Source organism: Paraciimarium castrense LEGE 11436 (genome assembly GCF_056633055.1).
Map to the genome: position 1 here is coordinate 126351 of NZ_JBSJOW010000007.1, position 22479 is coordinate 148829.

27 protein-coding genes and 1 pseudogene are annotated in these 22479 nt (G+C 68.3%); 12 read left to right on the plus strand and 16 right to left on the minus strand.

The annotated features are described in order from the left end of the window. Positions 1–10 precede the first annotated feature (10 nt). Positions 11–1090 carry a type IV pilus twitching motility protein PilT gene (locus ACWJIO_RS11620; protein WP_480313511.1) on the minus strand — a complete coding sequence of 360 codons (1080 nt, stop codon included), beginning with the start codon at positions 1088–1090 and terminating at the stop codon, positions 11–13. A gap of 75 nt (positions 1091–1165) precedes the next feature. After that, on the minus strand, positions 1166–3016 hold the full coding sequence (locus tag ACWJIO_RS11625; RefSeq protein ID WP_480313513.1) for a GspE/PulE family protein: 1851 nt from the start codon (positions 3014–3016) through the stop codon (positions 1166–1168). A 98-nt stretch (positions 3017–3114) separates the two neighbouring features. Between ACWJIO_RS11625 and grpE the strand changes: the two genes are divergently transcribed. From grpE to rsgA, 4 genes are read left to right on the plus strand one after another with little or no spacing between them, the layout of a single operon-like run. After that, complete coding sequence (grpE, locus tag ACWJIO_RS11630; protein ID WP_480313515.1) at positions 3115–3840, plus strand: nucleotide exchange factor GrpE; 726 nt, start codon at positions 3115–3117, stop codon at positions 3838–3840. A gap of 2 nt (positions 3841–3842) precedes the next feature. Continuing rightward, a complete protein-coding gene (gene dnaJ / locus ACWJIO_RS11635; RefSeq protein ID WP_480313517.1) occupies positions 3843–4970 on the plus strand; it encodes a molecular chaperone DnaJ in 1128 nt (375 codons plus the stop codon). A 3-nt stretch (positions 4971–4973) separates the two neighbouring features. Next, entirely contained in the window at positions 4974–5228 is a 255-nt protein-coding gene (locus tag ACWJIO_RS11640) for a sulfurtransferase TusA family protein (RefSeq protein ID WP_480313519.1), read from the plus strand. Continuing rightward, positions 5218–6279 carry a ribosome small subunit-dependent GTPase A gene (gene rsgA / locus ACWJIO_RS11645; RefSeq protein ID WP_480313521.1) on the plus strand — a complete coding sequence of 354 codons (1062 nt, stop codon included), beginning with the start codon at positions 5218–5220 and terminating at the stop codon, positions 6277–6279. The genes ACWJIO_RS11640 and rsgA overlap by 11 nt, the downstream gene beginning before the upstream one ends. Before the next feature lie 5 nt (positions 6280–6284). Here rsgA and ACWJIO_RS11650 read toward each other — a convergent pair whose 3' ends face one another. Genes ACWJIO_RS11650 through murC form a run of 3 tightly spaced genes read right to left on the minus strand, consistent with a single transcriptional unit; the run spans position 6285 to position 9015 of the window. Then, on the minus strand, positions 6285–6626 hold the full coding sequence (locus ACWJIO_RS11650) for a YbaB/EbfC family nucleoid-associated protein (RefSeq protein WP_480313523.1): 342 nt from the start codon (positions 6624–6626) through the stop codon (positions 6285–6287). Between the two features lie 51 nt (positions 6627–6677). Further along, positions 6678–7577, minus strand: coding sequence for a UDP-N-acetylmuramate dehydrogenase (gene murB / locus ACWJIO_RS11655; protein WP_480313525.1), 900 nt, complete (start codon positions 7575–7577; stop codon positions 6678–6680). Between the two features lie 4 nt (positions 7578–7581). Continuing rightward, positions 7582–9015 (minus strand): UDP-N-acetylmuramate--L-alanine ligase, encoded by a 1434-nt coding sequence (gene murC, locus ACWJIO_RS11660; RefSeq protein WP_480313700.1) that lies wholly within the window; start codon positions 9013–9015, stop codon positions 7582–7584. Between the two features lie 194 nt (positions 9016–9209). Between murC and ACWJIO_RS11665 the strand changes: the two genes are divergently transcribed. Then, complete coding sequence (locus ACWJIO_RS11665; RefSeq protein ID WP_480313527.1) at positions 9210–10232, plus strand: type I glyceraldehyde-3-phosphate dehydrogenase; 1023 nt, start codon at positions 9210–9212, stop codon at positions 10230–10232. 46 nt (positions 10233–10278) lie between these two features. On the opposite strand, the gene ACWJIO_RS11670 is transcribed toward ACWJIO_RS11665, so the two are convergent. Continuing rightward, on the minus strand, positions 10279–11337 hold the full coding sequence (locus ACWJIO_RS11670) for a thiamine-phosphate kinase (protein ID WP_480313529.1): 1059 nt from the start codon (positions 11335–11337) through the stop codon (positions 10279–10281). Positions 11338–11349: 12 nt separating this feature from the next. After that, entirely contained in the window at positions 11350–12441 is a 1092-nt protein-coding gene (locus ACWJIO_RS11675) for a peptidylprolyl isomerase (RefSeq protein WP_480313531.1), read from the minus strand. Positions 12442–12564: 123 nt separating this feature from the next. Between ACWJIO_RS11675 and efp the strand changes: the two genes are divergently transcribed. Continuing rightward, positions 12565–13125, plus strand: a complete 561-nt coding sequence (efp, locus tag ACWJIO_RS11680) for an elongation factor P (protein WP_480313533.1) — start codon at positions 12565–12567, stop codon at positions 13123–13125. 5 nt (positions 13126–13130) lie between these two features. Further along, a complete protein-coding gene (accB, locus tag ACWJIO_RS11685) occupies positions 13131–13619 on the plus strand; it encodes an acetyl-CoA carboxylase biotin carboxyl carrier protein (RefSeq protein WP_480313535.1) in 489 nt (162 codons plus the stop codon). 2 nt (positions 13620–13621) lie between these two features. Here the strand turns inward: accB and pdxA are convergent, their stop codons facing one another. Then, the gene (pdxA, locus tag ACWJIO_RS11690; RefSeq protein ID WP_480313537.1) at positions 13622–14647 is read right to left on the minus strand and encodes a 4-hydroxythreonine-4-phosphate dehydrogenase PdxA; all 1026 of its coding nucleotides are present in this window, start codon (positions 14645–14647) and stop codon (positions 13622–13624) included. Here pdxA and ACWJIO_RS11695 point away from each other — a divergent pair. Next, positions 14646–14843, plus strand: a complete 198-nt coding sequence (locus tag ACWJIO_RS11695) for a hypothetical protein (protein ID WP_480313539.1) — start codon at positions 14646–14648, stop codon at positions 14841–14843. The two genes, pdxA and ACWJIO_RS11695, sit on opposite strands and share 2 nt — an antisense overlap. Here ACWJIO_RS11695 and ACWJIO_RS11700 read toward each other — a convergent pair. Both ACWJIO_RS11700 and ACWJIO_RS11705 read right to left on the minus strand, forming a co-directional pair. Then, positions 14807–15715: an SDR family oxidoreductase gene (locus ACWJIO_RS11700; protein ID WP_480313542.1), complete on the minus strand. Its 909-nt coding sequence runs from the start codon at positions 15713–15715 to the stop codon at positions 14807–14809. The genes ACWJIO_RS11695 and ACWJIO_RS11700 overlap by 37 nt on opposite strands. Positions 15716–16053: 338 nt before the next feature. After that, positions 16054–16432, minus strand: a pseudogene (locus ACWJIO_RS11705) (HNH endonuclease); the annotation flags it as partial. Between the two features lie 74 nt (positions 16433–16506). On the opposite strand from ACWJIO_RS11705, the gene ACWJIO_RS11710 reads away from it, so the two are divergent. Continuing rightward, on the plus strand, positions 16507–18093 hold the full coding sequence (locus ACWJIO_RS11710; protein WP_480313702.1) for a DEAD/DEAH box helicase: 1587 nt from the start codon (positions 16507–16509) through the stop codon (positions 18091–18093). Positions 18094–18095: 2 nt separating this feature from the next. Here the strand turns inward: ACWJIO_RS11710 and ACWJIO_RS11715 are convergent, their stop codons facing one another. The 3 genes from ACWJIO_RS11715 to ACWJIO_RS11725 form a co-directional block, all read right to left on the minus strand. Continuing rightward, positions 18096–18353 carry a hypothetical protein gene (locus ACWJIO_RS11715; protein WP_480313544.1) on the minus strand — a complete coding sequence of 86 codons (258 nt, stop codon included), beginning with the start codon at positions 18351–18353 and terminating at the stop codon, positions 18096–18098. Between the two features lie 139 nt (positions 18354–18492). Beyond that, the gene (locus ACWJIO_RS11720) at positions 18493–18924 is read right to left on the minus strand and encodes a DUF6554 family protein (RefSeq protein WP_480313546.1); all 432 of its coding nucleotides are present in this window, start codon (positions 18922–18924) and stop codon (positions 18493–18495) included. Positions 18925–18993: 69 nt separating this feature from the next. Next, entirely contained in the window at positions 18994–19509 is a 516-nt protein-coding gene (locus tag ACWJIO_RS11725; protein ID WP_186697911.1) for an AbrB family transcriptional regulator, read from the minus strand. A gap of 66 nt (positions 19510–19575) precedes the next feature. Here ACWJIO_RS11725 and ACWJIO_RS11730 point away from each other — a divergent pair, with 66 nt between their 5' ends. The 3 genes from ACWJIO_RS11730 to ACWJIO_RS11740 all read left to right on the plus strand — a co-directional run bounded on the left by ACWJIO_RS11730 (position 19576) and on the right by ACWJIO_RS11740 (position 20739). Further along, entirely contained in the window at positions 19576–19932 is a 357-nt protein-coding gene (locus ACWJIO_RS11730) for a chemotaxis protein (RefSeq protein WP_480313554.1), read from the plus strand. A gap of 54 nt (positions 19933–19986) precedes the next feature. Then, positions 19987–20244, plus strand: coding sequence for a hypothetical protein (locus ACWJIO_RS11735; RefSeq protein ID WP_480313557.1), 258 nt, complete (start codon positions 19987–19989; stop codon positions 20242–20244). Between the two features lie 225 nt (positions 20245–20469). Beyond that, on the plus strand, positions 20470–20739 hold the full coding sequence (locus ACWJIO_RS11740; RefSeq protein ID WP_480313559.1) for a hypothetical protein: 270 nt from the start codon (positions 20470–20472) through the stop codon (positions 20737–20739). A gap of 178 nt (positions 20740–20917) precedes the next feature. Here the strand turns inward: ACWJIO_RS11740 and ACWJIO_RS11745 are convergent, their stop codons facing one another. The 3 genes from ACWJIO_RS11745 to ACWJIO_RS11755 form a co-directional block, all read right to left on the minus strand. Next, the gene (locus ACWJIO_RS11745; RefSeq protein ID WP_480313561.1) at positions 20918–21070 is read right to left on the minus strand and encodes a hypothetical protein; all 153 of its coding nucleotides are present in this window, start codon (positions 21068–21070) and stop codon (positions 20918–20920) included. Next, complete coding sequence (locus tag ACWJIO_RS11750) at positions 21067–21204, minus strand: hypothetical protein (RefSeq protein WP_480313563.1); 138 nt, start codon at positions 21202–21204, stop codon at positions 21067–21069. The genes ACWJIO_RS11745 and ACWJIO_RS11750 overlap by 4 nt, the downstream gene beginning before the upstream one ends. 665 nt (positions 21205–21869) lie before the next feature. Continuing rightward, complete coding sequence (locus ACWJIO_RS11755; protein ID WP_480313565.1) at positions 21870–22262, minus strand: lysozyme inhibitor LprI family protein; 393 nt, start codon at positions 22260–22262, stop codon at positions 21870–21872. Positions 22263–22479: the final 217 nt, after the last annotated feature.

The following is a 22479-nucleotide window of genomic DNA, read 5'->3' on the forward strand; positions in this document are numbered from 1 at the left end:
GGATAGGGCCTTAGCCGAGTTGACTCAGCAGTCGCTTGAGCTCGTCGGGACGGCTGGTCTTGCTGATCGCTTCATCCATCAGAATTTTATTGCCTAGCACCAGGTCAGCCAATGATTTTTCCAGGGTCTGCATGGCCATCTCACCACCCATCTGCATCTGGGAGTAAAGCTGGGCCGTTTTCCCTTCACGGATCAGGTTGGCGATGGCTGGGGTGCTGATCATGATCTCCTGGGCCATTACCCTACCCAGCTGATTGGGCATCGGTTTGTGCCTCTTGCAGAGTGTTTGCGCGAACACTGCCACCAGGCTGCTGCTGAGCTGAACCCTGATCTGGCTCTGCTGGCCGGCAGGGAACACATCCACCATGCGGTCCACGGTCTGTGAGGCCGAACTCGTATGCAGGGTGGCAAACACCAGGTGCCCTGTTTCCGCAGCGGTGATGGCCAGTTGAATGGTTTCCTGATCACGCATCTCTCCCACGAGAATCACATCCGGATCTTCCCGGAGTGCCGCCCGCAAGGCATTTGAAAAGCTGCGGGTGTCATCGTTCAGTTGACGCTGATGAATGACGCTCTTTTCCGAAAGATAGGTGAACTCAATCGGATCCTCGATGGTGAGGATGTGTTCAGTGCGGGTTTGATTGATGTGGTTCAGAATCGCCGCCAGGGTAGTTGTCTTGCCTGATCCTGTGGGCCCTGTGACCAACACAAGGCCCTTGGGTGCGCGGCTCACCTCCTCAACGATCGGCGGCATGTTGAGGCTCTCAAGCGAGGGCACTGTGCTGCCCAGGGCTCTCAGGGAGGCGGCATAGGTGCCGCGCTGCCGGTAGACATTGACACGGAACCTGGCTACACCCTTGAGACCGTAAGAACAGTCGAGCTCCCAGTCCTGCTCTAGACGTTTGCGTTGGGAATTATTCAGAATCGAAAAGATCAGCTTGTTGCATTCCTCTTCGTCGAGCCGTTCGTCAATAATCGGCCGTAACTGCCCATTGAAGCGCCCATAGGGCGGCAGCCCGGCGCTGATGTGCAGGTCGCTACCTCCGGCAGCGACCAGCTCAGTCATCAGATCTTCGATCAGCACGGCCATGGGTCTCAGAGCAGGAGAGTGGCGAAGCGGTCAGGGGAGGGAGCCCTGGCAGGCCCAACCTGTAGAGGCTTCGCCTCAACGGGGGGTGAGGCAGTAGGGACACTCCAGCCAATCATCACTGAGACCGGCACCGCAGCCGTGGCAGGTGAGCGTGCTCAAGGCGCGGGAGCGCCGTTCACTCTCCAGCCCTGTATCTGTGAGCAGGATCCTCTGCACTTCTGCCAGGGTGGTGTGGCCTTCCCGCACCAGCTCCAGGCCATAGCCGAGCAGGGTCTTCATGCCACTCTCCAGGGCCAGGCGCCGCACCACATCCGTGGTTTGACGCTGGGCGATGGCGGTGGAGACCGCATCGTTGATGCGCAGCACCTCAAACGCGGCCACCCTGCCCTTGTAGCCATTGCCATTGCAGTTAGGGCAGGCACTCTTGCGGCGCCCATGGGCCGTGTCGGCCCGGTAGAAGGTCACATCGGAGACCTCACTGCTCAGCAGGCCGAACCGACTCAGTTCATCGGGGCTGGGGTGGTAGCTGATGCGGCACTGGCTGCAGACCCGCCGCACCAGCCGCTGGGACACGATACCCAGCAGCGAGGCGCTCACCATGAAGGGCTCCACGCCCATCTCATCGAGCCGGGTGATGGCACTGGCGGCATCATTGCAGTGCAGGGTGGTAAGCACCAGGTGGCCGGTGAGGGCCGCTTCGATGGCTGTCTTCGCCGTTTCCAGATCGCGGGTCTCTCCCACCAGAAGCACATCAGGGTCTTGGCGCATGAAGGCCCGCAGGGTGGTGGGAAAGTCCAGCCCCTTGTCGCGATTCACCTGGGTCTGGGTGATGCCTGGAATCGTGTATTCAATCGGGTCCTCCACTGTGGAGATGTTGATGTCCGAATTGTTGCGCTCCGACAGCAGGGCGTAGAGCGTGGTGGATTTTCCGGATCCCGTTGGTCCCGTCACCAGGATCATGCCGTAGGGCTTGCTGCCCAGCTCCCGCAAGGTTTGGCGGGCTTCTGCATTGGTGATCATCGCGTCGAGCCCGAGCTGGGTCGAACCGCTGTCCAGCAGCCGCAGCACCACCTTTTCGCCGTTGCGGGTCGGCAGGGTGCTGACCCGGAAGTCCATCTTGCGTCCCCGGAACATGCGCCGGATGCGGCCGTCCTGGGGCAGGCGTCGTTCGGCGATGTCCAGCTCCGCCATGATTTTCACCCTGGAGGTGACGGCCGGCACCAGATTTCGGGGCAGATCCTCAAACAACTTCTGCAGCACGCCGTCGATCCGGAAGCGGATCTCAAGGGTCTGGTCGTGGGGCTCGATGTGGATGTCGCTGGCGCCCATGCTGAGGGCTTCGATCAGGATCCGATCCACCAGGCTCACGATTGGTGAGGCATTGGCGCTGGAGCTGGTGTCGGGGTCGTTGACCTCCAGATCTTCCAGTTCCCGCACCTCCTGCAGCTGACTGCTGGCGCTGGGCAGCTCGAGATCCTTGGTGAGCGATCGAGGCTCCACCAGCTCGTTGGCTTCTGCCTCGGCAGCCTCGCCCGAGGGCGACTCCGGCTGTCGCAGGGAGGCCATCAGGGCCACCTGCTCCAGGGCATCCTTGATGTCGCTGCCCTTGGCCTGGCGCATCTCCGCCTCCAGGCCCAGGCCCCGCAGGGCCAGTTGGACGCCCATGCGCGGCTCGCGGCCCCAGTCGCTGGGCACGGCCACCACCAGCACACCGGGCCGTTCGGCGATGGGACAGGCGCCGAGTTCGCCCCAGCGCTCGAAGCTCAGGCCTGGGTTGCGGACCTCCTCCGGCGTCAGTTCGGCGCGATCGAGCAGCGGATTTTCGAGCAGTCCCGTGGTGCCGAGATCGTCTCCAGCCCCACCGAGACCACCTGGCAGGGGCCCTGGAGGCAGTGGTGGGAAGGGGGGGAAGGGAGTGAGCGGCATAGGGTTGGCTTCAGAATGGGGAGGTGCGGGCTTCCGCCGTTGTGAGCCGACCGCCTGAGCCTCAACATGTCTAGATCTGAACGTGCTCGTTGTCACGCATGAGCGGTGAACCCGTGGTAACTCCTGAAACCAACCCCACCCAGGATCTACAGCCTCCGATGGAGGCCGCGGCGGATCCTGCCGCCGTTGAGGCGCTCGACCCCTCCGCCACGGCAGTTGCGGCTCCGCCTGAGGCGCCCCCGGCGGCCGATCCCGCCAGCGCGGCCCAGCTGGTGGGGGAGCTGGAGCAGGAGCTGGCCAGCCTCAGGAGCCAGCACGAGAACCTCAATGGTCAGCACATGCGGCTGGCGGCCGATTTCGACAATTTCCGCAAACGCCAGAGCCGCGACAGCGAAGACCAGCGGCTCCAGATCACCTGCGCCACTCTCAGTGAGATCCTGCCGGTTCTCGACAACTTCGATCGGGCCCGTCAGCAGCTCAATCCCCAGCATGAAGAAGCCCAGTCGCTGCACCGCAGCTACCAGGGGCTCTACCGCCAGCTGGTCGACGTCTTCAAGCAGCTGGGCGTTTCACCCATGCGGGTGGAGGGTGAGCCCTTCGATCCGATGTTGCACGAGGCCGTGTTGCGCGAGCCCAGTGACCAGCACGCAGAGGACATCGTGATCGAGGAGCTGCAGCGGGGTTATCACCTCAATGGACGAGTCCTGCGCCATGCCCTCGTCAAGGTGTCCATGGGACCGGGACCCGCTGACGCTGATGCCCCCGCGGAAGCGACTCAGGCAGAGCCGCAGCACGAGTCCAGTGCCCCACCCCACGGGGGTTGACCATGGCGGACTACTACGACCTGCTGGCTGTCAGCCGCGATGCCGATGCTGACAGCCTCAAGCGGGCCTACCGCCGGCTGGCCCGCCAGTACCACCCCGACATCAACAAGGATCCCGGCGCCGAGGAGCGGTTCAAGGAAATCGGCCGGGCCTACGAGGTGCTGAGTGATCCCCAGAGCCGCGCCCGCTACGACCAGTTCGGCGAGGCCGGGCTCGGGGGCGGCGATGGCATGCCCGACATGGGCGACATGGGCGGCTTTGCCGACCTGTTCGAGACCTTCTTCAGCGGCTTCGGTGGCGCCCAGGGCGGTGGCGGTCCCCGGCGCCGGGGACCCCGGCAGGGCGACGATCTGCGCCTGGATCTCACGATCAGCTTTGCGGAGGCCGTCTTCGGCATCGAGCGGGAGGTGCAGATCCGTCACCTCGAAACCTGCACCAGCTGCAAGGGCAGCGGCGCCAGGGAGGGCGCCGGCCCCACCACCTGCACCACCTGCTCCGGGGCCGGCCAGGTGCGTCGCGCCACCCGCACCCCCTTTGGCAGCTTCACCCAGGTGGCGCCATGCCCCACCTGTGAGGGCAGCGGCCAGATGATCGAGGACCCCTGCCCAGCCTGTGGCGGCCAGGGCCTGCAGCAGGTGCGCAAGAAGCTGCGCATCAACATTCCCGCCGGGGTGGATTCGGGCACCCGGCTGCGGGTGGCCCAGGAGGGAAATGCCGGCCAGCGGGGCGGCCCGCCCGGGGATCTGTACGTCTTCCTGAGCGTCCAGCCCCATCCCCAGCTGCGCCGCGACGGCATCAACATCCAGTCCGAGGTGGCGCTCAACTACCTGCAGGCGATCCTCGGCGACACCATCGAGGTGGAGACGGTCGATGGACCGGAGCCGCTGAAGATCCCGCCGGGCACCCAGCCGGGCGCCGTGCTCACCATGCAGGCCAAGGGGGTGCCGAAGCTGGGCAACCCTGTGGCCCGCGGCAACCACCTGTTCAGCGTCAGGGTGCAGCTGCCCACCAAGGTGAGCGGCGAGGAGCGGGAGTTGCTGGAGCAGTTGGCGGGTCACCACACCAACCGGGGCCACAAGCATCCCCACAAGAGCGGCCTGTTCGGCGGCCTGTTCGGCCACCGCGATTGAGCCGTGCCGCCCACCCCGACCCCAAGCCTCCAGCTCGATCTTCGCGGCACTGCCTGCCCGCTCAACTTCATCCGGGCCCGACTGGCCCTCGAAGGCCTTGAGCCGGGCGCCTGGCTGCAGCTCGAGCTCGATCGCGGCGAAGCGGAGGAGCAGGTGAGCGCCGGTCTGCGGCAGCAGGGCCACACGGTGCAGGCGGTTCCCCATCCCGAGGCGGAGCAGGGGGCCATCCGCCTGTTTGTGCGCCGCCATGGGGCCTGAGGCCCCGGGGGGCCTGAGCGAGGCGGTCAACGGCCTGGTGATGGCCCTGCAGGCCAACTACTGCAGCGTGGCGCTGGAGGGGCCCGGCCCCGGGGGCACCGACCAGCTGCTCTGCACCCGCCGCACCCGGCTGGCGAAGAGTGGTCAGCGCATCTGCGTGGGGGATCGGGTGCGGGTCGAGGGCATCGACTGGCGGGCCGGTCGGGGTGCCGTGGCGGCCGTGTATCCCCGCAGCAGCCTGCTGGAACGCCCCGCCGTGGCCAATGTGAGCCGCATCGTGGTGGTGGTGGCGCTGGCGGAGCCGCTGCCCGATCCGCTGCAGCTCAGCCGCTTTCTGATCACGGCCGAGGCCAGCGGCGCCCCCGTGCTGCCGGTGCTCTCCAAGGCCGACCTGCTGCCCGCCGCTGCGGTGGCCGACTGGTGCCGGCGCCTGCAGGGCTGGGGCTATGCGCCGCTGGCCGTGGCGACCACCACGGGGCAGGGGCTCGACGCTTTGCGGCAGCGCCTCCAGCAGCCTGGGATCGCCGTGATCTGTGGGCCGTCCGGGGTGGGCAAGAGCAGCCTGCTCAACGCCCTGCTGCCGGCCCTGGACCTGCGCGTGGCGGCCGTTTCAGGGCGGCTGCAGCGGGGCCGGCACACCACCCGCCACGTGGAGTTGTTCGGCCTGGCCCCCGGTGCCCTGGTGGCCGACACCCCAGGCTTCAATCGCCCCCGCCTGCCGGGGGATCCAGCCGCCCTTGGGGCGCTCTTCCCGGAGGTGCGTGCCGGGCTGGCCCGCCAGGGGCCCTGCCGCTTCAGCAACTGCCTGCACCGCGGGGAGCCGGGCTGCGCGGTGGGAACGGCCTGGGAGCGCTGGCCCCTCTACTGCCAGTGCCTCGACGCTTTGCAGCAGGATTTCGAGGGTGCTCCGGCCTCCAGCCCGGAACCTGCCGGTCTGCTCAGCCGCGGGGGCGGGCTGGAACCGCGACTCGCAGCCCGGCACCGTCGCAGTTCACGCCGCAGCCAGCGCCAACAGGAAGAACGGGAAGACCGGGGCCCCGGCCAGACCTGAGACCCCTAGCCCCCAAGCCCCGGCAGGTTGAGGTTCAGCCCGCCGGTGAGTTCCTCCATGCGGCCCTTCATGGTGCCGGTGGAGTTGGTGTAGGCGGCTTGAAGGGCTTCGAGCACGGCGGTTTCGCAGGCCTCGACACCGTCGGCGAGCAGCTCCGGAGCGAGCCGCACCCTCAGGGGTTGCTGGTTGCCGGAGAGCCACACGCTGGCGCGTCCATCGGCGCTGCTGCCCTCCAGCTCCATCGCGTCGAGCTCCTCCTGGAGCTTCTGGGCGTTCTGCTGGAGTTCCTGAGCCTTCTTGAAGGCCTCAGTGAGCTGACCGAAGTTGGGAAGTCCGAAGCCGGCCATGCCGTTTCAAAAGCAGCGCCCAGGCTAAGGGTGGCCCCCCTCGGCGCCGCTCTAGAAGCCCAGCCGCTTCACCTCGGGATGGAGGGCGATGCCGTGGCGCTCCAGCACCCGGCGCTGCACCTCCACGATCAGGGCGTCGATGTCGACGGCGCGGGCCTCGCCGGCATTGACGATGAAATTGGCGTGGATTCTGGACACTTCCGCATCGCCGATGCGCAGGCCCTTGAGGCCCAGCCCCTCGATCAGCCGACCGGCCTTGTGGGGCTCGGGATTGCGGAACACACTGCCGCAGCTCGGCTGCTGATAGGGCTGGGTGCTGGTGCGGCTGTGCAGGTTGGCACTGGTGCGCTGGCTGACCACGGCGGGGTCATGGCCGGGCTGCAGCCGAAAGCGGGCCGACAGCACGATCCAGGGCTCCTGCTGCAGCCTGCTGTGCCGGTAGGCCAGGTCCAGGTCCCTGGCCTCGAGTTCCACCACCTGGTCGGGTCGGGCCGGGTCGAGGACGCGCACGGAATGCAGCCACTCGGCCGTGCAGCCCCCCTGGGCGCCGGCATTCATCACGGCGGCCCCTCCCACCGTGCCCGGGATGCCCACCGCCCACTCCAGGCCGCTCAGACCGGCCCTGGCCGCCTTGCGCGCCAGGCTGGGGATGGGTTCGCCGGCGGCAGCCTCCACCCAGCCACTGGAGCCATCCAGGCTGGCGCCCTGCAAGCGCCGGTTGCAGAGGGTGAGACCGGCCAGGCCCGCATCGGCGATCAGCAGGTTCGACCCCGCCCCGATGCAACGCAGGGCCAGCCCCTGCCCCCAGGCCCAGGCTGCCAGGGCCGCCAGCTCCGCGTCGGAGCAGGGTTCGGCAAACCATTCCGCAGGGCCCCCCACCTTCCAGGTGGTGAAGGCTCGCAGGTCCGTGGCCTGGCGCAGGGCGGGCAGCGGGCTGAGGCTGGAGCTCATCCGTTCAGGCCGCCAGCTCCAGGGCCTGACCCTGGAGCTGGCTGAGCCTGTCCCAGAGGCCGTTCACATCGCCGGCGCCCATGGCCAGCACCAGGTCGCCAGCCAGGCTGCAGGCGGCCACCTGATTGGCCAGGCCGTCGAGCGTCTCGGCCACCAGCACCGGCAGCGCGGGGGCGAGACCCTGCAGGGCTTCGGCCAGGGCCCGACTGCTGACCCCAGCGATCGGTGCCTCACCCGCTGGGTAGAGAGGCGCGATCACCACGGTGTCGGCCTCCTGGAGGGCTTGGGCGAAGCCGGCCATGAACTGGGCTGTGCGCGAGTAGCGGTGGGGCTGGAACACGGCGATCACCCGCCGGGGCGGCTCCGGAAGCGGGCTGCAGCCGCTCTGAACCATCAGCCGCGCCATCGCCAGGGTGGCGGCCACCTCGCTGGGGTGGTGGGCATAGTCGTCCACCACCAGCCGGCCGTTCCAGGTGCCGCGGAAGTCGAAGCGACGGCCCGGGGACTTGAGCTCGGCCACGGCCCGCTGCAGGTCTGCGAATCCGACTCCTTCCAGGCGGCAGGCGGCCACGGCAGCCACGGCGTTGCTCAGGTTGTGGCGGCCTGGCAGGGGCAGCTGCAGCTGACCCACCCGCTGACCCTGCTCGTAGAACTCGGCCGTGGTGCCGTCGCCGCGCTCTTCGATGGCCAGGGCGGCGAAGTCCACCCCCTCGGCCCGGGTGGTGGACCACCAGTGATCGGCCTCGAAGTGCTCCCGCAGGATGGCGCAGTCGCGATTGGCCAGCAGCCGACGGGATCGTTGGGCGAACTGCCGCAAGGTGGCGATCAGCGCTTCGAGATCGGGGTAGTGGTCGGTGTGATCGAGTTCGAGGTTGGTCAGCACCCCGAGGCTCGGGGTGAATTTCACCAGCGAACCATCGGATTCATCGGCTTCCGCCACCAGCAGCCGGCCGCAGCCATGACGGCCGTTGCTGGCGAAGGCGGGCACGATGCCCCCGATCACGGCGGTGGGGTCGTGCCCTGTAGCGGCCAGCAGAGTGGCGATCAGGCTGCTGGTGGTGGTCTTGCCGTGGCTGCCGGCAACGGCGATGGTGTCCTGATCGCGGATCAGGGCGGCGAGCACGTCAGAGCGATGGCAGACCGCCAGCCCGGCCCGGCGGGCTTCGATCAGTTCGGGATTGGTTTCGGGAACCGCGGAGCTGATCACCACCTGGGGGAGACTGCCGGCGTCAGCACAGATCGCCTCCACGGTGGCCCCGGTCTGCTCCTGGAACACCCTTACCCCGTGGCGCCTGAGGCAACTGAGCACAGCGTTGTCACGGGGATCGGAGCCGCTCACCACGTAGCCCCTAGCGGCCAGAATGCCTGCCAGGGCCGACATGCCGATGCCTCCGACCCCGATGAAGTGCAGAGGTTGGTGGCGATCAAGCTGGGGGATCAAGGTGGGTTCCGCACCGGGAGGCTGCTGCAGCAGAAGTTAGTCCGGCCGGGGGCTCTCGCGCCATTACGAGTTCCTGCATCTCGGCGGAGGGTTCCGCCGGAGGGCCTGGAACCGGGAGGGGGGGCGGAGGGGATTTCTGTATGATCGGCAGCCAAATCCCCCTTGCCAAGCGGCTTCTTCCGCTTTTTGCCATGACATTGAAAGTTGCGATCAATGGATTCGGCCGTATTGGTCGCAACTTCATGCGCTGCTGGCTCAGCCGTGGTGCTGACACCGGCATCGAAGTGGTGGGGCTCAACGACACCTCCGACCCGAGGACGAATTCCCACCTGCTCCAGTACGACTCGATGCTGGGGCACATCCGCGATGCGGAAGTGAGTTATACCGACGACGCCATCGTCGTCAACGGCAAGACGATCAAGTGCTTCTCTGATCGCAACCCCCTCAACCTCCCCTGGAAGGAGTGGGGCGTGGACCTGGTGATCGAATCCACCGGGGTGTTCATTGACAAGGACGGTGCCGGCAAGCACCTGCAGGCGGGGGCCAGCAAGGTGTTGATCACAGCTCCTGGCAAGGGCGACGGCGTGGGCACCTTCGTGATGGGGGTGAACGACGCCGAGTACCGCCACGAAGACTGGAACATCGTGTCCAATGCCAGCTGCACCACCAACTGCCTGGCGCCGATCGTCAAAACCCTTGATCAGGCCTTTGGCATCGTCAAGGGCACGATGACCACCACCCACAGCTACACGGGTGACCAGCGCATTCTCGACGCCTCCCACCGCGACCTGCGTCGTGCCCGGGCCGCCGCCATCAACATCGTGCCCACCAGCACCGGGGCCGCCAAGGCCGTGGCTCTGGTGTACCCGCCGATGAAGGGCAAGCTCAACGGCATCGCCCTGCGGGTTCCCACCCCCAACGTGTCGGTGGTGGACCTGGTGCTGGAAGTGAGCCGCGGCACCAGCCGCGAGGAGGTGAACGCCACCCTCAAGGCCGCCTCCGAGAACGGCATGAAGGGGATCATCAAGTATTCGGATCTGCCGCTGGTGTCCAGCGACCATGCCGGCACCAATGAGTCCACCATCGTGGACTCCGACCTCACCCTGGTGATGGGCGACAACATGGTGAAAGTGATCTGCTGGTACGACAACGAGTGGGGCTACAGCCAGCGGGTCGTCGACCTGGCCGAACTGGTGGCGCGCCACTGGAGGTGAGCCCAGGCGGGCACCGCCCGCACGCTGCTCTCGCCATCCTGCACACCTAGGCCTTGAAGTGGCGGTAGGCGATAGCCCCTGCGTTGACGGCGCTGCCGTCCTCCCAGACCACCCTGGCCTCGCTTGAGCTGCGCAGGATGCCCAGGGGCGCGGCTCCAGGCAGGTCTGCCAGCAGCGCTTCTCCCCAGGCTGGTTCCAGGGCCAGCACCAGCTCAAAGTCTTCGCCGCCACCGAGGCACCAGGCCACCGCCTGCTCCAGTTCTGCCATGGCCGGATCGAGCGGCAGGGCGCCCCGCTGCAGTACGGCCTGGCAGCCACTGGCTCTGGCCACGGCCTCCACGGCCACGGCCAGGCCGTCGCTGCTGTCGGTGCCGCCCACCCGCCAGGGGCAGGCCGTTGGCCTCGAGGCCCGTAGGACCCGCACGGCATCGAAACGGGCCGAGGGTCTGCGGTGGGCGGTCAGGGCCCGGGCCACCAGATCGGCGTCGAGGCGATCCCGCAGCCCCGGCGCCAGGCTTCCCTGCAGCAGGGCCAGTCCGAGGCGACTGAGCCCATGCCGGCCAGTGGCGACCAGCAGATCGCCGCATCGGCCACCGCCGCGTCTGATGGCGCCGTCTCCAGTCCCAGCTTCTGCAGCCTCAGCCCCGCCAGTCACTGCCCCGGCAGCCGTGGCCAGCTCACCCACCGCACTCACCGCCAGAATCCGCTGCTCGCCGCCGCTGCAATCGCCCCCCAGGATGGCCCCAGCTCCGTGGGCGTTCAGGCAGGCCTGCAGCCCCGCGTACACCCCCTGCACCCACGACCAGCGCGTCTGGGCCGGGGCCACCAGCCCCACCGTGATCCCGAGGGCGTCGGTGCAGCCCATCGCGGCCAGATCGGAGAGGTTGGCGGCGGCGGCACGCCAGCCCACGTCAAAGGGCTCGGTGGTGGCGTCGCTGAAGTGTCTGCCCTCCACCAACACGTCGGTGTTGAGCACCAACGGGCCGCGGGCCGCCAGGATGGCCCCATCGTCCTGGAACTGGGCCGGCGGCGCAAAGGCCCCCAGGCGGCGGATCAGTTCCGCTTCACCCAGCTCGGCCAGGGCGGGATCGTGGCCGCGGCCCATGGGGTTCGCTCCTCAGGCGTGGGGCTGCAGGTTCTCGGCCCCGTCCACCACCCGCACCCGCTCGATCACGTCATCCACCCCCAGCTCCTCCAGCACGTCGAAGCCCTCCACCACATAGCCGAAGGCGGCGTAGCGGCCATCCACCAGGTTCAGGCCCGCCGGGGTGAGCTCTGCTTCGTAGAGAAAGAAGAAGAACTGGGAGGAGCCATCGTCGAGGCTCTGGTCGGAATGGGCCCAGCCCAGGGTGCCCAGGGTGGCGAAGGGCAGCACCGCCTCGGCCTTGTAGCGGCCCAGATCCTCGAAGGTCTGGCCGTAGAAGGGCACGGGCTCGCCGGGGATCTTGATCTCCAGGGGGACTCGCCGCAGCTCTTTGGTGGTGGGATCGACGTAACCGTCCAGCGGTCCTTTGGGATCGCCGGTCTGCAGCACGTAGAAGTCCTCGGCGCGGGTGAAGGGCAGGCCGTCGTAGAAGCCCTTCAGGGCCAGATCCACGAAGGCCCCGGCCGTGAGGGGGGCGTTGTAGCCGTCGACCACGGCCACGAGGGGCCCGCGGCTGGTGCTGATCTCCACGGTGGCCCGGCCCAGCAGACGCGGCAGGGCGTCGAACTCGCCTGGAATAGTGAACGGGAAGGGACCCACCAGCAGGTCCTCGGCCGCGCCGATCGTGGCGAGGGCCTGACGGCGGGCGTCGAGGAAGCGGTCCCGGTCCTGGACCTCGGCGGCGCTGGCCAGGGTCTGAAGGTCGCCCTCCAGTTGGTCCAGAAGGGCTGAGGCCTGCTCCACCTGGCCGGCCTCGAAGCCGTCCTGAATCTCCTTGCGGCGACTGCTCAGCTGCGACTGGCTGCGGCGCACGGTGCCGTTGAGGGCCGACCAGCGCTTGGCGCGCAGGTCGGTGCTGGTGGCTTCGAGCCGGTGCTGCAGGCTCTGCAGGGCGGGGGCTTCCACCGGCAGGGCATTGCGCAGGATGGCCGCCGGATCCTTCACCGCGTTCCCTTCCGGCAGGGCAGCCGCAGCGGGCCAGGCCTGCAGGGGGAGGGCCAGCAACAGAGCCACGGCCCATGCCATGGCGCGAGCCACGGCCCGGTGGATCCACGGTGCGGCCATCACAGCGTCTTCCTTCTGGTCGGACTTTGGCACAGCCTTTCCGGGCCCAGCCCCGCCTGCACAGAAGGTTTGGGGGCGGGGCCGGTAGCCAGCCGTACAATCCGCCAGATCCGATCCGCCGGAATGATCTCCAGCAACGACTTTCGTACCGGGACATCGATCGAGCTGGATGGCCAGGTCTGGCGGGTCGTTGAGTTCCTGCATGTGAAGCCGGGCAAGGGCTCGGCCTTCGTGCGCACCAAGCTCAAGGCCGTGCAGAGCGGCAACGTGGTGGAGAAGACCTTCCGCGCCGGCGAGATGGTGCCCCAGGCCGTGCTGGAGAAGAGCACCCTCCAGCACACCTACATGGAGGGGGACGACTTCGTGTTCATGGACATGGCCAGCTACGAGGAGACGCGGCTCACGGCCAAGCAGATCGGCGACAGCCGCAAATACCTCAAGGAGGGCATGGAGGTGAACGTGGTGTCCTGGAACGGCAAGCCCCTGGAAGTGGAGCTGCCCAACTCGGTGGTGCTGGAGATCACCCAGACCGATCCTGGCGTCAAGGGCGACACGGCCACTGGCGGCACCAAGCCCGCCATCGTGGAAACCGGTGCCCAGGTGATGGTGCCGCTGTTCCTTTCCATCGGCGAGAAGATCAAGATCGACACCCGCAGCGACAGCTATCTCGGGCGGGAGACCTGATCCCCATGCAGCTCGATCACGACCAGCTCCAGCAGCTCCTGGCCCTGCTGGGTGACAGTGACATCCAGGAGTTCAAGCTGGAGGGCGACGATTTCCGGCTGGAAGTGCGCCGCAACCTGCCCAGCCTGGCGCCCCCGCCGCTGCCGGCTCCGGTGCAGCCACCGGCCCCGGTGGCGGCCCCTGTCGCGGCAGTCCCGCCGGGGCCTGCGGCCCCCTCCACGCCCCCACCGGCCGCGGCCGCCAGCCGCAGCGACCTTGTGGAGATCACCGCGCCGATGGTGGCCACCTTCTACAGCGCGCCTGCTCCGGGTGAGCCCAACTTCGTGGCCCTGGGAGCCCGCATCAAGGTGGGTCAGACCATCTGCATCCTCGAGGCCATGAAGCTCATGAACGAGCTGGAGGCAGAGGTGAGCGGTGAGGTGGTGGAGATCCTCGTTGAGAACGGCACGCCGGTGGAGTTCGGCCAGGTGCTGATGCGCGTCAAGCCCGGCTGAGTTCAGCCCAGCTCCAGGGCCGTGCTGACCGCGGCCGCCATGCTGGCGGCCCGGGCCACCCCCTGGCCGGCGATCGCGAAACCCGTTCCGTGGTCTGGTGATGTGCGCAGAAACGGCAGCCCCAGGGTGGTGTTCACCGCCGCGTCGAAGGCCAGCAGCTTCACCGGGATCAGGCCCTGATCGTGGTACAGGGCCAGGTAGCCATCAGGCCCTGGGCTGCCCCGCTGCCAGGCCTCGGATGCACTCAACCAGCAGGTGTCCGGCGGCAACGGGCCGAGCAGCTCGGCTTCCGGATGGCCGGCCTGCCATTGGCTGAGGGTGTCGTTGAGCCAGGCCACCTCCTCCTGCCCCAGCTGACCGGCCTCGCCGGCGTGGGGATTCAGGCCGGCCACCACCAGCTGCGGCCGGGTTGAGAAGCGCTGGCAGAAGGTCAGCAGCTGGTCGAGCTTGCGCTGCACCCGGTCCGGATCGAGGCTGGCCGGCACGGCGGCCAGGGGGATGTGGGTGGTGGCCAGCAGCGTGTTGAGCCGCCAGTGGCCCTGGGGGGCGCGGGCGGTGAACAGCATCGAGGCCTCCGCCACCCCGGCCAGCTCCGCCAGCCGCTCCGTCTGGCCTGGGTAGGCATGGCCGGCGGCGTGCCAGCTGGCCTTGGCGATCGGTGCGGTCACCAGGGCCTTGCAGTCGCCCCGCTGCACCAATTCCACTGCCGCCGTGAGCCAGCGGAAGCCCGCGGCCCCGCAGGCTGGGCCGCTGCGGCCCGGGGCCACGGGCTCCTCCAGCGGCAGGTCCAGCATGGCCAGCTCGGCCGGATCGCGCAGGGGCTCACGGCTGAGGGGCCTCAGGGCTTCGTACTGGCCCTCCAGCCAGCGGCGGCAGCCCACCAGCACCGGCTCCAGGCCACGCGCCTCGGGCTGGGCCAGGGCCTTGAGCGTGACCTCAGCACCGATGCCCGCCGGATCCCCCAGGGCCATGGCCAGATGGCCCTCAGCGGAGTTGGATGGGGTGGAACGGAAGAGGGAGACGCCCATGGTGCGCTGGCTGCTGCTGGGACTGCTGCTGTTTGGCTTGGGAACGGGATTCAACCGGGGTTGGCTACAGCTGCGCTGGGGCCTGCTGATGCGGGAAATAGGCTTCCCGTTCGTGTGTGACCCCGAGGATCGCACCCGTTGCTATCCCAAGGGCTCGCCCTACGCCGACAAGCTCGCTCCAAATCCCTCCCGGTAACTGGGATAGCGCAGCTGGTAGCCCAGCTCGTCGCACAGCCGGCGGTTGCTGACGCGGCGGTTCTCCTGCCAGAAGCTGCGGGCCATCGGGCTCAGACTGGCTTCGATCTGCTCGTAGCGCTCCAGGGGCGGCAGGGGCAGGCCCAGCAGGTGGGCGGCATGGCTGAGGGTTTCGGTGGAGGAGCAGGGGCAGTCATCGGCCACGTTCAGCAGCGTTGGCCGATCGGGGGCCGGCAGGGCCAGACAGTGCAGCACCGCGCCGACGATGTCATCGACGTGGATGCGGGAAAACACCTGCCCGGGCTTGTGGATCAGCCGGCTCTCGCCGGCCTGCAGGGCGCGGAAGGGGGTGCGGCCCGGACCGTAGATCGCCGGCAGCCGGAAGATCTGCACCGGCAGGCCGCTGCTGCGCCAGGCCCGCTCGGCCTCGAGGCGGGCCTGGCTACGGCCCGGCCGTGCCGGGGTGGGCGCCTGCTCATCCACCCAGGCGCCGCGGCTGTCGCCGTAGACCCCGGTGGTGGAGAGATAGCCCACCCACTGGAGCGGCAGCTGGCGCAGCACGGGTCCCAGCAGCCGCAGCACCGGATCGCCGGGCTGGCCGTCCGGGGGAATGGACACGAACAGATGGGTCACCCCAGCCAGAGCATCGGGCTCGGGCACCAGGCCCTCCCTGCTGTCGAAGGCCAACCAGTGGCCGGGCCCTGGGTTCTGCGGGGCCTGGCGGCTGGTGGTCGTCACCGCCCAGCCCAGCTGAGCGGCGGCTGCCGCCAGACGGCTGCCGGTGAAGCCTGCCCCCAGCACCAGCAGCGTCGCGGCGGGCTTGACATCCCCAGAAGGCGCCAGTACACCTGTATCACTTCCGACGTTTCCCATGGTGGTGTCCTCTCCTGTTCAGGCCAGCTGGTGCTGGGCTCCGCCGCTGCAGCGCCCTGCAGCGCGCTCCATACAGTTTCGGGCACGCTCCTGGCCCCTCCCCGCTCTGCTGGCGGCAGGGCTGCTGCTGCTGGCTGCGCTGCTGGCCCCGGAGGCCCCCCAGGATCAGGCCGCCATCTGCCAGCGCCACAACGGGCCGGCGGCCTGCCGCGTCTGGTGAGGGGCCTCGGCCTCAGCACCATCGCTGGCCTGAGGGAGCGCCACCAGGTCGTGGTCGCCAGGGCGTTCGCCGGCCTTGGGGCCCTCAGGCGCCAGGGAAGCCGCAGCGGCTGGCGCACTGGCGGGTGAGCTGGTCCAGGCCAGCAGGCGCGTGGCCAGGGCCATCTCGCCCTGGGTCCAGGCCCGGATCGCCATGGCACGGCGCGGATCGTAGAAGGGCTGCTGGCGGTACCAGCTGAACACCTCGCTGTCGCCCTTGCGGCCATTGCAGCCGAGGCAGGCCGGCACGCAATTCTCGTTCACGCTCGGCCCGCCCCGGCTCTTGGGCAGCACGTGGTCGATCGATTCCGAGCGGCAGCCGCAGTAGATGCAGCGCCGGTTGGTGTGCTGGTGCAGGGACTGACGCCAGCGCCGGGCGCGCAGTTTGGGACAGAGCTCTTCGAGAAAAACGGCATTGCTGCCGCCTGCGTTCCCTGCCGCCCAGTCCCTGGCCTGCATGCGCTTGGCTCGGTTGGGGGGAGTTTGCAGCCAGTGTCCAGGGTGGCAATGTGTCGAGGACTGCCATTCCGCGCATGCGCTGCCTGTTGCGGCTGGGTGCCACCGGACTGATCGAGGTGGTCAGCCCCTTTGATGCGGTCACCAGCGCCCAGTTGCGGGCCATCCGGCCCCGGGGGGAGTGGCTGGCGCGGCGGGGCTGCTGGGAGTTTCCGCAGGAGGCCGCCGCAGCGCTGCAGCAGGCCCTGGCCGGTCGCTTTCCGGTGGAGCCCCAGCTGGCCACCTGGCTGGCCTGGCTGGAGCAGCCCCTGCCGCCGCTGCCGCCCCACCGGCAGCTGGTGCGGGCCGCCGATCTGGACCAGCCCCTCGAGGATGGCCGCCGCCTGCTGGCCCACCAGCGCGCCGCCGGCCGCTGGTTGCTGGCGCGACGCGGGGCGGTGCTGGCGGATGCGATGGGCCTCGGCAAGACCCTCTCGGCCCTGGCGGCGGCCCGGGCCATGGTGCGCCTGGCGGACTGCCGCATCCTGGTGGTGGCCCCGGTGGGCCTGCACGACCACTGGCGCGCCGAAGCCCTGGCTCTGGGCCTGCGGCTGGAGCTGCACAGCTGGGCGCGGCTGCCGCCGGAGCTGCCTGCGGCCGGCACGGTGCTGATCGCCGACGAGGCCCACTTCGCCCAGAACGCCCACACGGCCCGCTGCAAGGCCCTGTTGCGGCTGGCCCGGCACCCCCGGCTGCGGGCGATCTGGCTGCTCACCGGCACGCCGATGAAGAACGGTCGACCGGCCCAGCTGTTTCCCCTGCTGGCGGCGATCGGCCACCCCCTGGCCCGGCATCAGCGGGCCTACGAGGAGCTGTTCTGCCAGGGGCACTGGCGCGACCAGGGCGGGCGGCGGGTGTGGCAGGCCACGGGCGCCACCAACCTCGCCGAACTGCAGCGCCTCACCAGGCCCCTGGTGCTGCACCGGCGCAAGCAGGACTGCCTCGATCTGCCGCCCAAGCAGCGCGCCCTGATCCCCGTGCAGCTGGAGCCGGACCAGGCCCTGGGCTTCGAGCAACGGCTGCAGCGCAAGGTGGACGCCTACCGCCGCCGCGCCGCCCGCGGGGAGGTGCGCCGCGATGCCGAGGTGCTCGCCGTGTTCACGGCCCTGCGCCAGATCGCCTCCCACTCCAAGCTGGCGGCGGCCAGGGAGCTGGTGCAGCGCCAGCTGGCCGCGGGCGAGGCCGTGGTGGTGTTCACGGCCTTCCGCACCACCGCCAGCCTGCTGCAGGCTGAGCTGGGCGGAGCCCTGCTCACCGGTGCCCTCGAGCCGCGCCGGCGCCAGCAGCTGGTGGACCACTTCCAGGAGGGCCGCAGCCCGCTGCTGATCGCCACCTACGGCACCGGCGGGCTGGGCTTCACGCTGCACAGGGCCCGCCATGTGGTGTTGATCGAGCGCCCCTGGACACCCGGGGATGCGGAGCAGGCCGAAGACCGCTGCCACCGCATCGGCATGGCGGCCTCCCTGCTCTGCCACTGGCTGCAGCTGGGTGTGGCCGACCAGCTGGTGGATGGGTTGATCGCCAGCAAGGCGGAGCGCATCGCCTTACTGCTGGGCCGCGGCCAGCAGGAGCTGCGCCGCCGCGACCTGGCGGCCATGGTGCGTGACCTGATGCAGAACTGGTGAGTTCAGGGGGCGGGGCTGGTGGCCTGGCTGCAGAGCTTCTGCCGCACCTTGAGATCACTGAGCAGCTGGGGATCGAGATCCTCGTTTGGCTGCCGTTCGGCCAGCTTCACCGCCTCCCGCAGATCAGCACAGGCCTCAGCGTCCTGGCCCGCCAGGCTGCGCAGCAGGTAGCGGTCATTGCGGGGGCCGGGATCCTCCGGGAAGGCGGCCACCACCGCATCGCAGCGGCTGATCTGCTGCTCGAGCTGCTCGAGGCGCACGTTGCGCAGGCAGTCGTCACGGCGGAGGGCCTGCTGGGGCAGGGGCTGTTCGGCGCAGCCGGCGGCAGCCAGCAGCAGGGTGGCCAGCAGCAGGGGGGTGGCTCGGCCTGGCTCAAGCCTCGCTTGGCAGGACGCAGCCTCAGTAGCCGAAGCGCTCGCTACGGGTGGCTCCGGATACCGGGATGGGGGTAGGGGCGACCGCGGCGGGTTCGGGCTTGCTGAACAGATCACCGAGATAGCGGCCGCAGTCTGGGAAGGAGCCGGAGTACTGCACCACGGCCTCGGTGATCATCACCGCTGCGTGCTCCGGGGAGGTCTTGAACAGCTGGTCGCTCTGGCGCTTGATCACCGCATAGGCCGCGTCCCAGCTCACCTGGTGGCTGTTGCCGCTGCCGCGCATGAAGCAGTAGATCTGGGCGCCCCTGGGGCCGGCCCCCTCCAGCACGACACCGGTTTCAGTCGCCTGGGAGAAGGCGGGCAGCCCCTGCCCCAGGCCCAGCGTCAGGGCCAGGGCTGCCAGCAACCGGGGCCGCTGCCGCGAGAACAGGGCGAACGTCTGGCGCAGGGCCATGGGAACAGATCCGGCAAGCAGGGCTCAAGGTATCGATCGAGACGGCCAGCGTCGAGGGTGGTGGGCTGCTCAGGGCGAACCCGTGCCCTGGGGCAGCACCAGCTTCAGCACCAGGGGCAGCACCAGCAGCACCGTGATCAGCCGCACGGCATGCAGGGCCGCCACGGCAGCCCCCACGCCGAACTCGGCCCCCAGCAGGCTCATGCCGCTGATGCCGCCCGGGGCGGCGCCCAGCAGGGCGATGGTGGGGTCCACCCCGAACAGCCGGCTGCAGGCCAGGGCCACTGCCAAGCCGGCGAGCACGAGGCTGAGGGTGATCACCAGGGCCGGCCGCCACAGCTGCTGCAGTTGCTGCAGCACGGCGCTGTTCAGGGCGGTGCCGATCACCGTGCCGATCCCGATCTCCAGCAGGGTGCGCGTCCCGCCGGGCCATTGGGCCGGTTCGAGCTGCCCGACGATGCTCACCAGCGCCGCCGCCAGCAGCGCGCCGGCCAGGGGGGCCGCGGGAATCCCGGTGCGCAGCGCCAGCAGGCCGCCCGCCAGCCCGGCACAGGCATACACGACCAGGTTCCAGGGGTGGCTCATTGCCCCAGTCTGACCTTGGCTGCGCCAGCAAAGTGTGCTGTCATCGGCTCCACCGCGCCTGATGCCATGGCCCCCGAGTCGGTTTCCTTTCGGATCACCCGCAACGCTGAAGACCTGGCCCAGACGATTCATGCCCTGTCGCGGCGTCTGATCACCCTGGAGCAGCATGTTCAGGCCATGGCCCTGCAGCTCGACGGCCACCAGCAGCAGGAGGCTGAACCCGATCTGCAGGAAATGTCGAGCCTCGACAACGTCGAACGGCTGCTGCATGACTGCCGCTGCCTGCTGGATCTCGAGGCCGCCCCAGCCGACGAGGGCCATCCCGTGGAGGACACGACTCTCCAGACCTGCTTCAGCCCCATGGACGCCCAGGCCCCAGCTGATCCATACGACTCGGCTGAGCCCTACGATCAGGCGGCCTGAGGGCAGAAGAAGCACTGACTGGTCAGCGGTGGCAGAATGGAAAGAAAGTGAAACATGGCTTACACCACGTCGTCTCACGCCCCCTCCTCCCACCCCCAGCAGAGTCCTGTCAATGCCCTGCCCCAGGGGCAGAACCCGCCCCGTTGTGGGGCTGGTTTCCCCCGCATCCTGATCAGTGAGGCGGATCACCAACGCGAAAAACTTGAATTTGCCCTCGCTGTCGCCGTGAGCCGCGGCGATGCCGAGCGCTGTGAGCGCCTGCGTGGTCAGATCTCGGCCCTTGGAGCCGGTGGGCTCGAACCGGGCACCTGACAGCCAGTACGGAATTGTTCCAGGCTCACAGATGTGCGTTGTGGCAATAGCCATCGATGGTATGGTTATGGCATCACTTATCGATGTCAGGGTCTGTTCAAGCCACGACATCTGAAGTTTGGGCTTACAGCCATGGGGGTCGCTGGCGCCATACCAATTCAGGCCCATTCCTTTTCCCTGCGCAGCACCCGCCAGGCCTGTTTCAGCCCTGTATTCCGTCATTCCATGACAGTCACCTTCTCCCCCGACATCCACGCCAGACCACGCTCGGCCCTCTCCCCACGGCTTCCCCAATCAAGGCGCGTTCCCACCAAGCCCCAGCCCGTCGCCACCATTCAGGCCCAGATCAGCCAGCTCGACGCCGCTGCCCGGCAGGCGGCCGCGGAGGGCCAGTTGGACGAATCGGCCCGCCTGATTCTCGAACTGCTGAAGTCAGAGCGGCGCCTGGCCAACACCGGTCCCCAGGTGCTGCAGCTCATCAAGCCGCGGGGTTAGAGGGAGGCCTGATCGCATCACAAACCTGCTGAGGCTAGTTGTCGCGAGAGAGACCAGATGGCTCGGCATTGGCAGGAGTACGGGGAAGCGGTGTAGTTCCCGAACTTGTTTTCGACCTGACGACCTGAGAATCCAGGTGGTTCAACTGCATGCGCAGACAAGCTCGGGGCGCCCTCGATCAGCTCACGATCACCATCTGCCGAAGCGAGGCCTCGCCCACGAACACCTCCGCCTCCGGCGCCTGCACCCACTCCACCACCTCCTGAGCAAGGCACGGATCGCCGTTCAGCCACCACAACATCAGATCGGTGTCGAGCTGCAGCCGCGTCACCGCAGCGCCTCAAACAGCCCATCAAGAGGCGCATCCAAGTCTTCATCCAGTTTGATCGGGCTGCGACTGACCCCAGGGGCTGTCACCTCTTGCAGCAGCTTGGAGAGATGGGTTTTGGCCTGGTGGATGTTCACCGGTTCCATGGCCACTCGGCATGAATTTGGTCTTGGTCTAGTCCGGCCAGGACGTCGCTTCCCACCTCGCTCGACGCCCTGATTCAGCAGCTGCGTGGTGGCAACGTCTGGACAGACCCCAAACGGGAGTTGCTGCTCCTGAGCCCCGGCTGTGCAGCCCCCCTGCCCAAGTGGATCAGCCTTGGTGCGGGCAGCCAAGACCTGCGGGTATGAGGAGGGTGACCGCTCAGCGCCACAGCGCAGAAGCTGCTGAGATCTGCCGCCACCGTGCCCGCGTGGATGAGCTGGCCCGTCAGCATCAGGCTCGGCGTTGGAGCTGCAGCACCCGCTGTTGGGCTCAGCCGTGGATGTTCCGGATCCATTCACCTCCAAGAGACAACACCGCCGATCCAGCTGGTTGCGTGAAGGCCGACTGATCGGCGACAGGGGCGCCAGCTTTGCCGGCAGCTACCGGTCTGGGTAACGACGGCAGAGGCGTGAGCAGCTCTGGGGATGAGCCGCGAAACCCTCCGCCAGCTTCGGCTGCCGGGGGTTCTGCAACCCAGCAAGCACTACCGCTGCTGGGGCTGAGCACAGGCCCGGGTGCCACTGCAGTGGCTCCTGGTGAACGTGGAGGTCACCACTATGGGCTGGAGTCGACGCCATTTGTTGATGTGGAGGCACGATCAGGGGACCAGGGGCTGGTTGAGCTCATTGATCAGAGCAGCATTGAGCTTGTTCTCACAGCTCAGCCAGACGATTGGGTGAATCGAGCCCCCCTCCGCCTTCGTCGCGACTCGCTCGCAGACCCCTCGGCGGCCGGCGCGCCATTGCTCCAGCAGGGCCGAGCTCACCAGCAGGCGCTGCAGCATGGCGTCACCCTGATTCAGCTGGCGCCACTGGCAGGCCACGATCTCCTGGGTGTTGCCGTCGCAGTCGGGCCGGAAGGGAAATCGCTGCAGCTGCTGCACCGATTGGCGGAGGGTGTCGTCTGCGGCCTGGCCGGGCCAAGCGACCAGCGTGGTTGCCATCACCACCGGTACGACCATCAGCAGGCGCATGGAAATGGAGCCAGTCATCATCGGGCCAGGCATGGGGCTGTGCAGACATAGGACACGCCAGCCCAACGCACTTGCGCAGGCTTCGGGATCTTGCGCGGTTTTGGGCTACCCATCGCTTGCGGCAGGCCAGCCTCTCCCTGGATCTGGAAGGCGGCCAGCGCGCATCCGCCTGTCCGACCTGATGGCCTACAAGCACGCCATTGACCAGCAGCGTGCCGCGGCCCTCGATGAGCTG

Bases quoted from the DNA above. Each gene is read 5' to 3' on its own strand.
- ACWJIO_RS11730 (WP_480313554.1), top strand. From the start codon at position 19,576: ATGGCCCCCGAGTCGGTTTCCTTTCGGATCACCCGCAACGCTGAAGAC.
- ACWJIO_RS11650 (WP_480313523.1), bottom strand. From the start codon at position 6,626: ATGGCCGGCTTCGGACTTCCCAACTTCGGTCAGCTCACTGAGGCCTTC.
- accB (WP_480313535.1), top strand. From the start codon at position 13,131: ATGCAGCTCGATCACGACCAGCTCCAGCAGCTCCTGGCCCTGCTGGGT.
- ACWJIO_RS11740 (WP_480313559.1), top strand. From the start codon at position 20,470: ATGACAGTCACCTTCTCCCCCGACATCCACGCCAGACCACGCTCGGCC.
- dnaJ (WP_480313517.1), top strand. From the start codon at position 3,843: ATGGCGGACTACTACGACCTGCTGGCTGTCAGCCGCGATGCCGATGCT.
- murB (WP_480313525.1), bottom strand. From the start codon at position 7,577: ATGAGCTCCAGCCTCAGCCCGCTGCCCGCCCTGCGCCAGGCCACGGAC.
- ACWJIO_RS11675 (WP_480313531.1), bottom strand. From the start codon at position 12,441: ATGGCCGCACCGTGGATCCACCGGGCCGTGGCTCGCGCCATGGCATGG.
- ACWJIO_RS11735 (WP_480313557.1), top strand. From the start codon at position 19,987: ATGGCTTACACCACGTCGTCTCACGCCCCCTCCTCCCACCCCCAGCAG.
- pdxA (WP_480313537.1), bottom strand. From the start codon at position 14,647: ATGGGCGTCTCCCTCTTCCGTTCCACCCCATCCAACTCCGCTGAGGGC.
- ACWJIO_RS11700 (WP_480313542.1), bottom strand. From the start codon at position 15,715: ATGGGAAACGTCGGAAGTGATACAGGTGTACTGGCGCCTTCTGGGGAT.
- grpE (WP_480313515.1), top strand. From the start codon at position 3,115: ATGAGCGGTGAACCCGTGGTAACTCCTGAAACCAACCCCACCCAGGAT.
- ACWJIO_RS11725 (WP_186697911.1), bottom strand. From the start codon at position 19,509: ATGAGCCACCCCTGGAACCTGGTCGTGTATGCCTGTGCCGGGCTGGCG.
- ACWJIO_RS11710 (WP_480313702.1), top strand. From the start codon at position 16,507: ATGCGCTGCCTGTTGCGGCTGGGTGCCACCGGACTGATCGAGGTGGTC.
- efp (WP_480313533.1), top strand. From the start codon at position 12,565: ATGATCTCCAGCAACGACTTTCGTACCGGGACATCGATCGAGCTGGAT.
- ACWJIO_RS11670 (WP_480313529.1), bottom strand. From the start codon at position 11,337: ATGGGCCGCGGCCACGATCCCGCCCTGGCCGAGCTGGGTGAAGCGGAA.
- ACWJIO_RS11620 (WP_480313511.1), bottom strand. From the start codon at position 1,090: ATGGCCGTGCTGATCGAAGATCTGATGACTGAGCTGGTCGCTGCCGGA.
- ACWJIO_RS11720 (WP_480313546.1), bottom strand. From the start codon at position 18,924: ATGGCCCTGCGCCAGACGTTCGCCCTGTTCTCGCGGCAGCGGCCCCGG.
- ACWJIO_RS11695 (WP_480313539.1), top strand. From the start codon at position 14,646: ATGGTGCGCTGGCTGCTGCTGGGACTGCTGCTGTTTGGCTTGGGAACG.
- ACWJIO_RS11755 (WP_480313565.1), bottom strand. From the start codon at position 22,262: ATGACTGGCTCCATTTCCATGCGCCTGCTGATGGTCGTACCGGTGGTG.
- ACWJIO_RS11625 (WP_480313513.1), bottom strand. From the start codon at position 3,016: ATGCCGCTCACTCCCTTCCCCCCCTTCCCACCACTGCCTCCAGGGCCC.
- ACWJIO_RS11665 (WP_480313527.1), top strand. From the start codon at position 9,210: ATGACATTGAAAGTTGCGATCAATGGATTCGGCCGTATTGGTCGCAAC.
- rsgA (WP_480313521.1), top strand. From the start codon at position 5,218: ATGGGGCCTGAGGCCCCGGGGGGCCTGAGCGAGGCGGTCAACGGCCTG.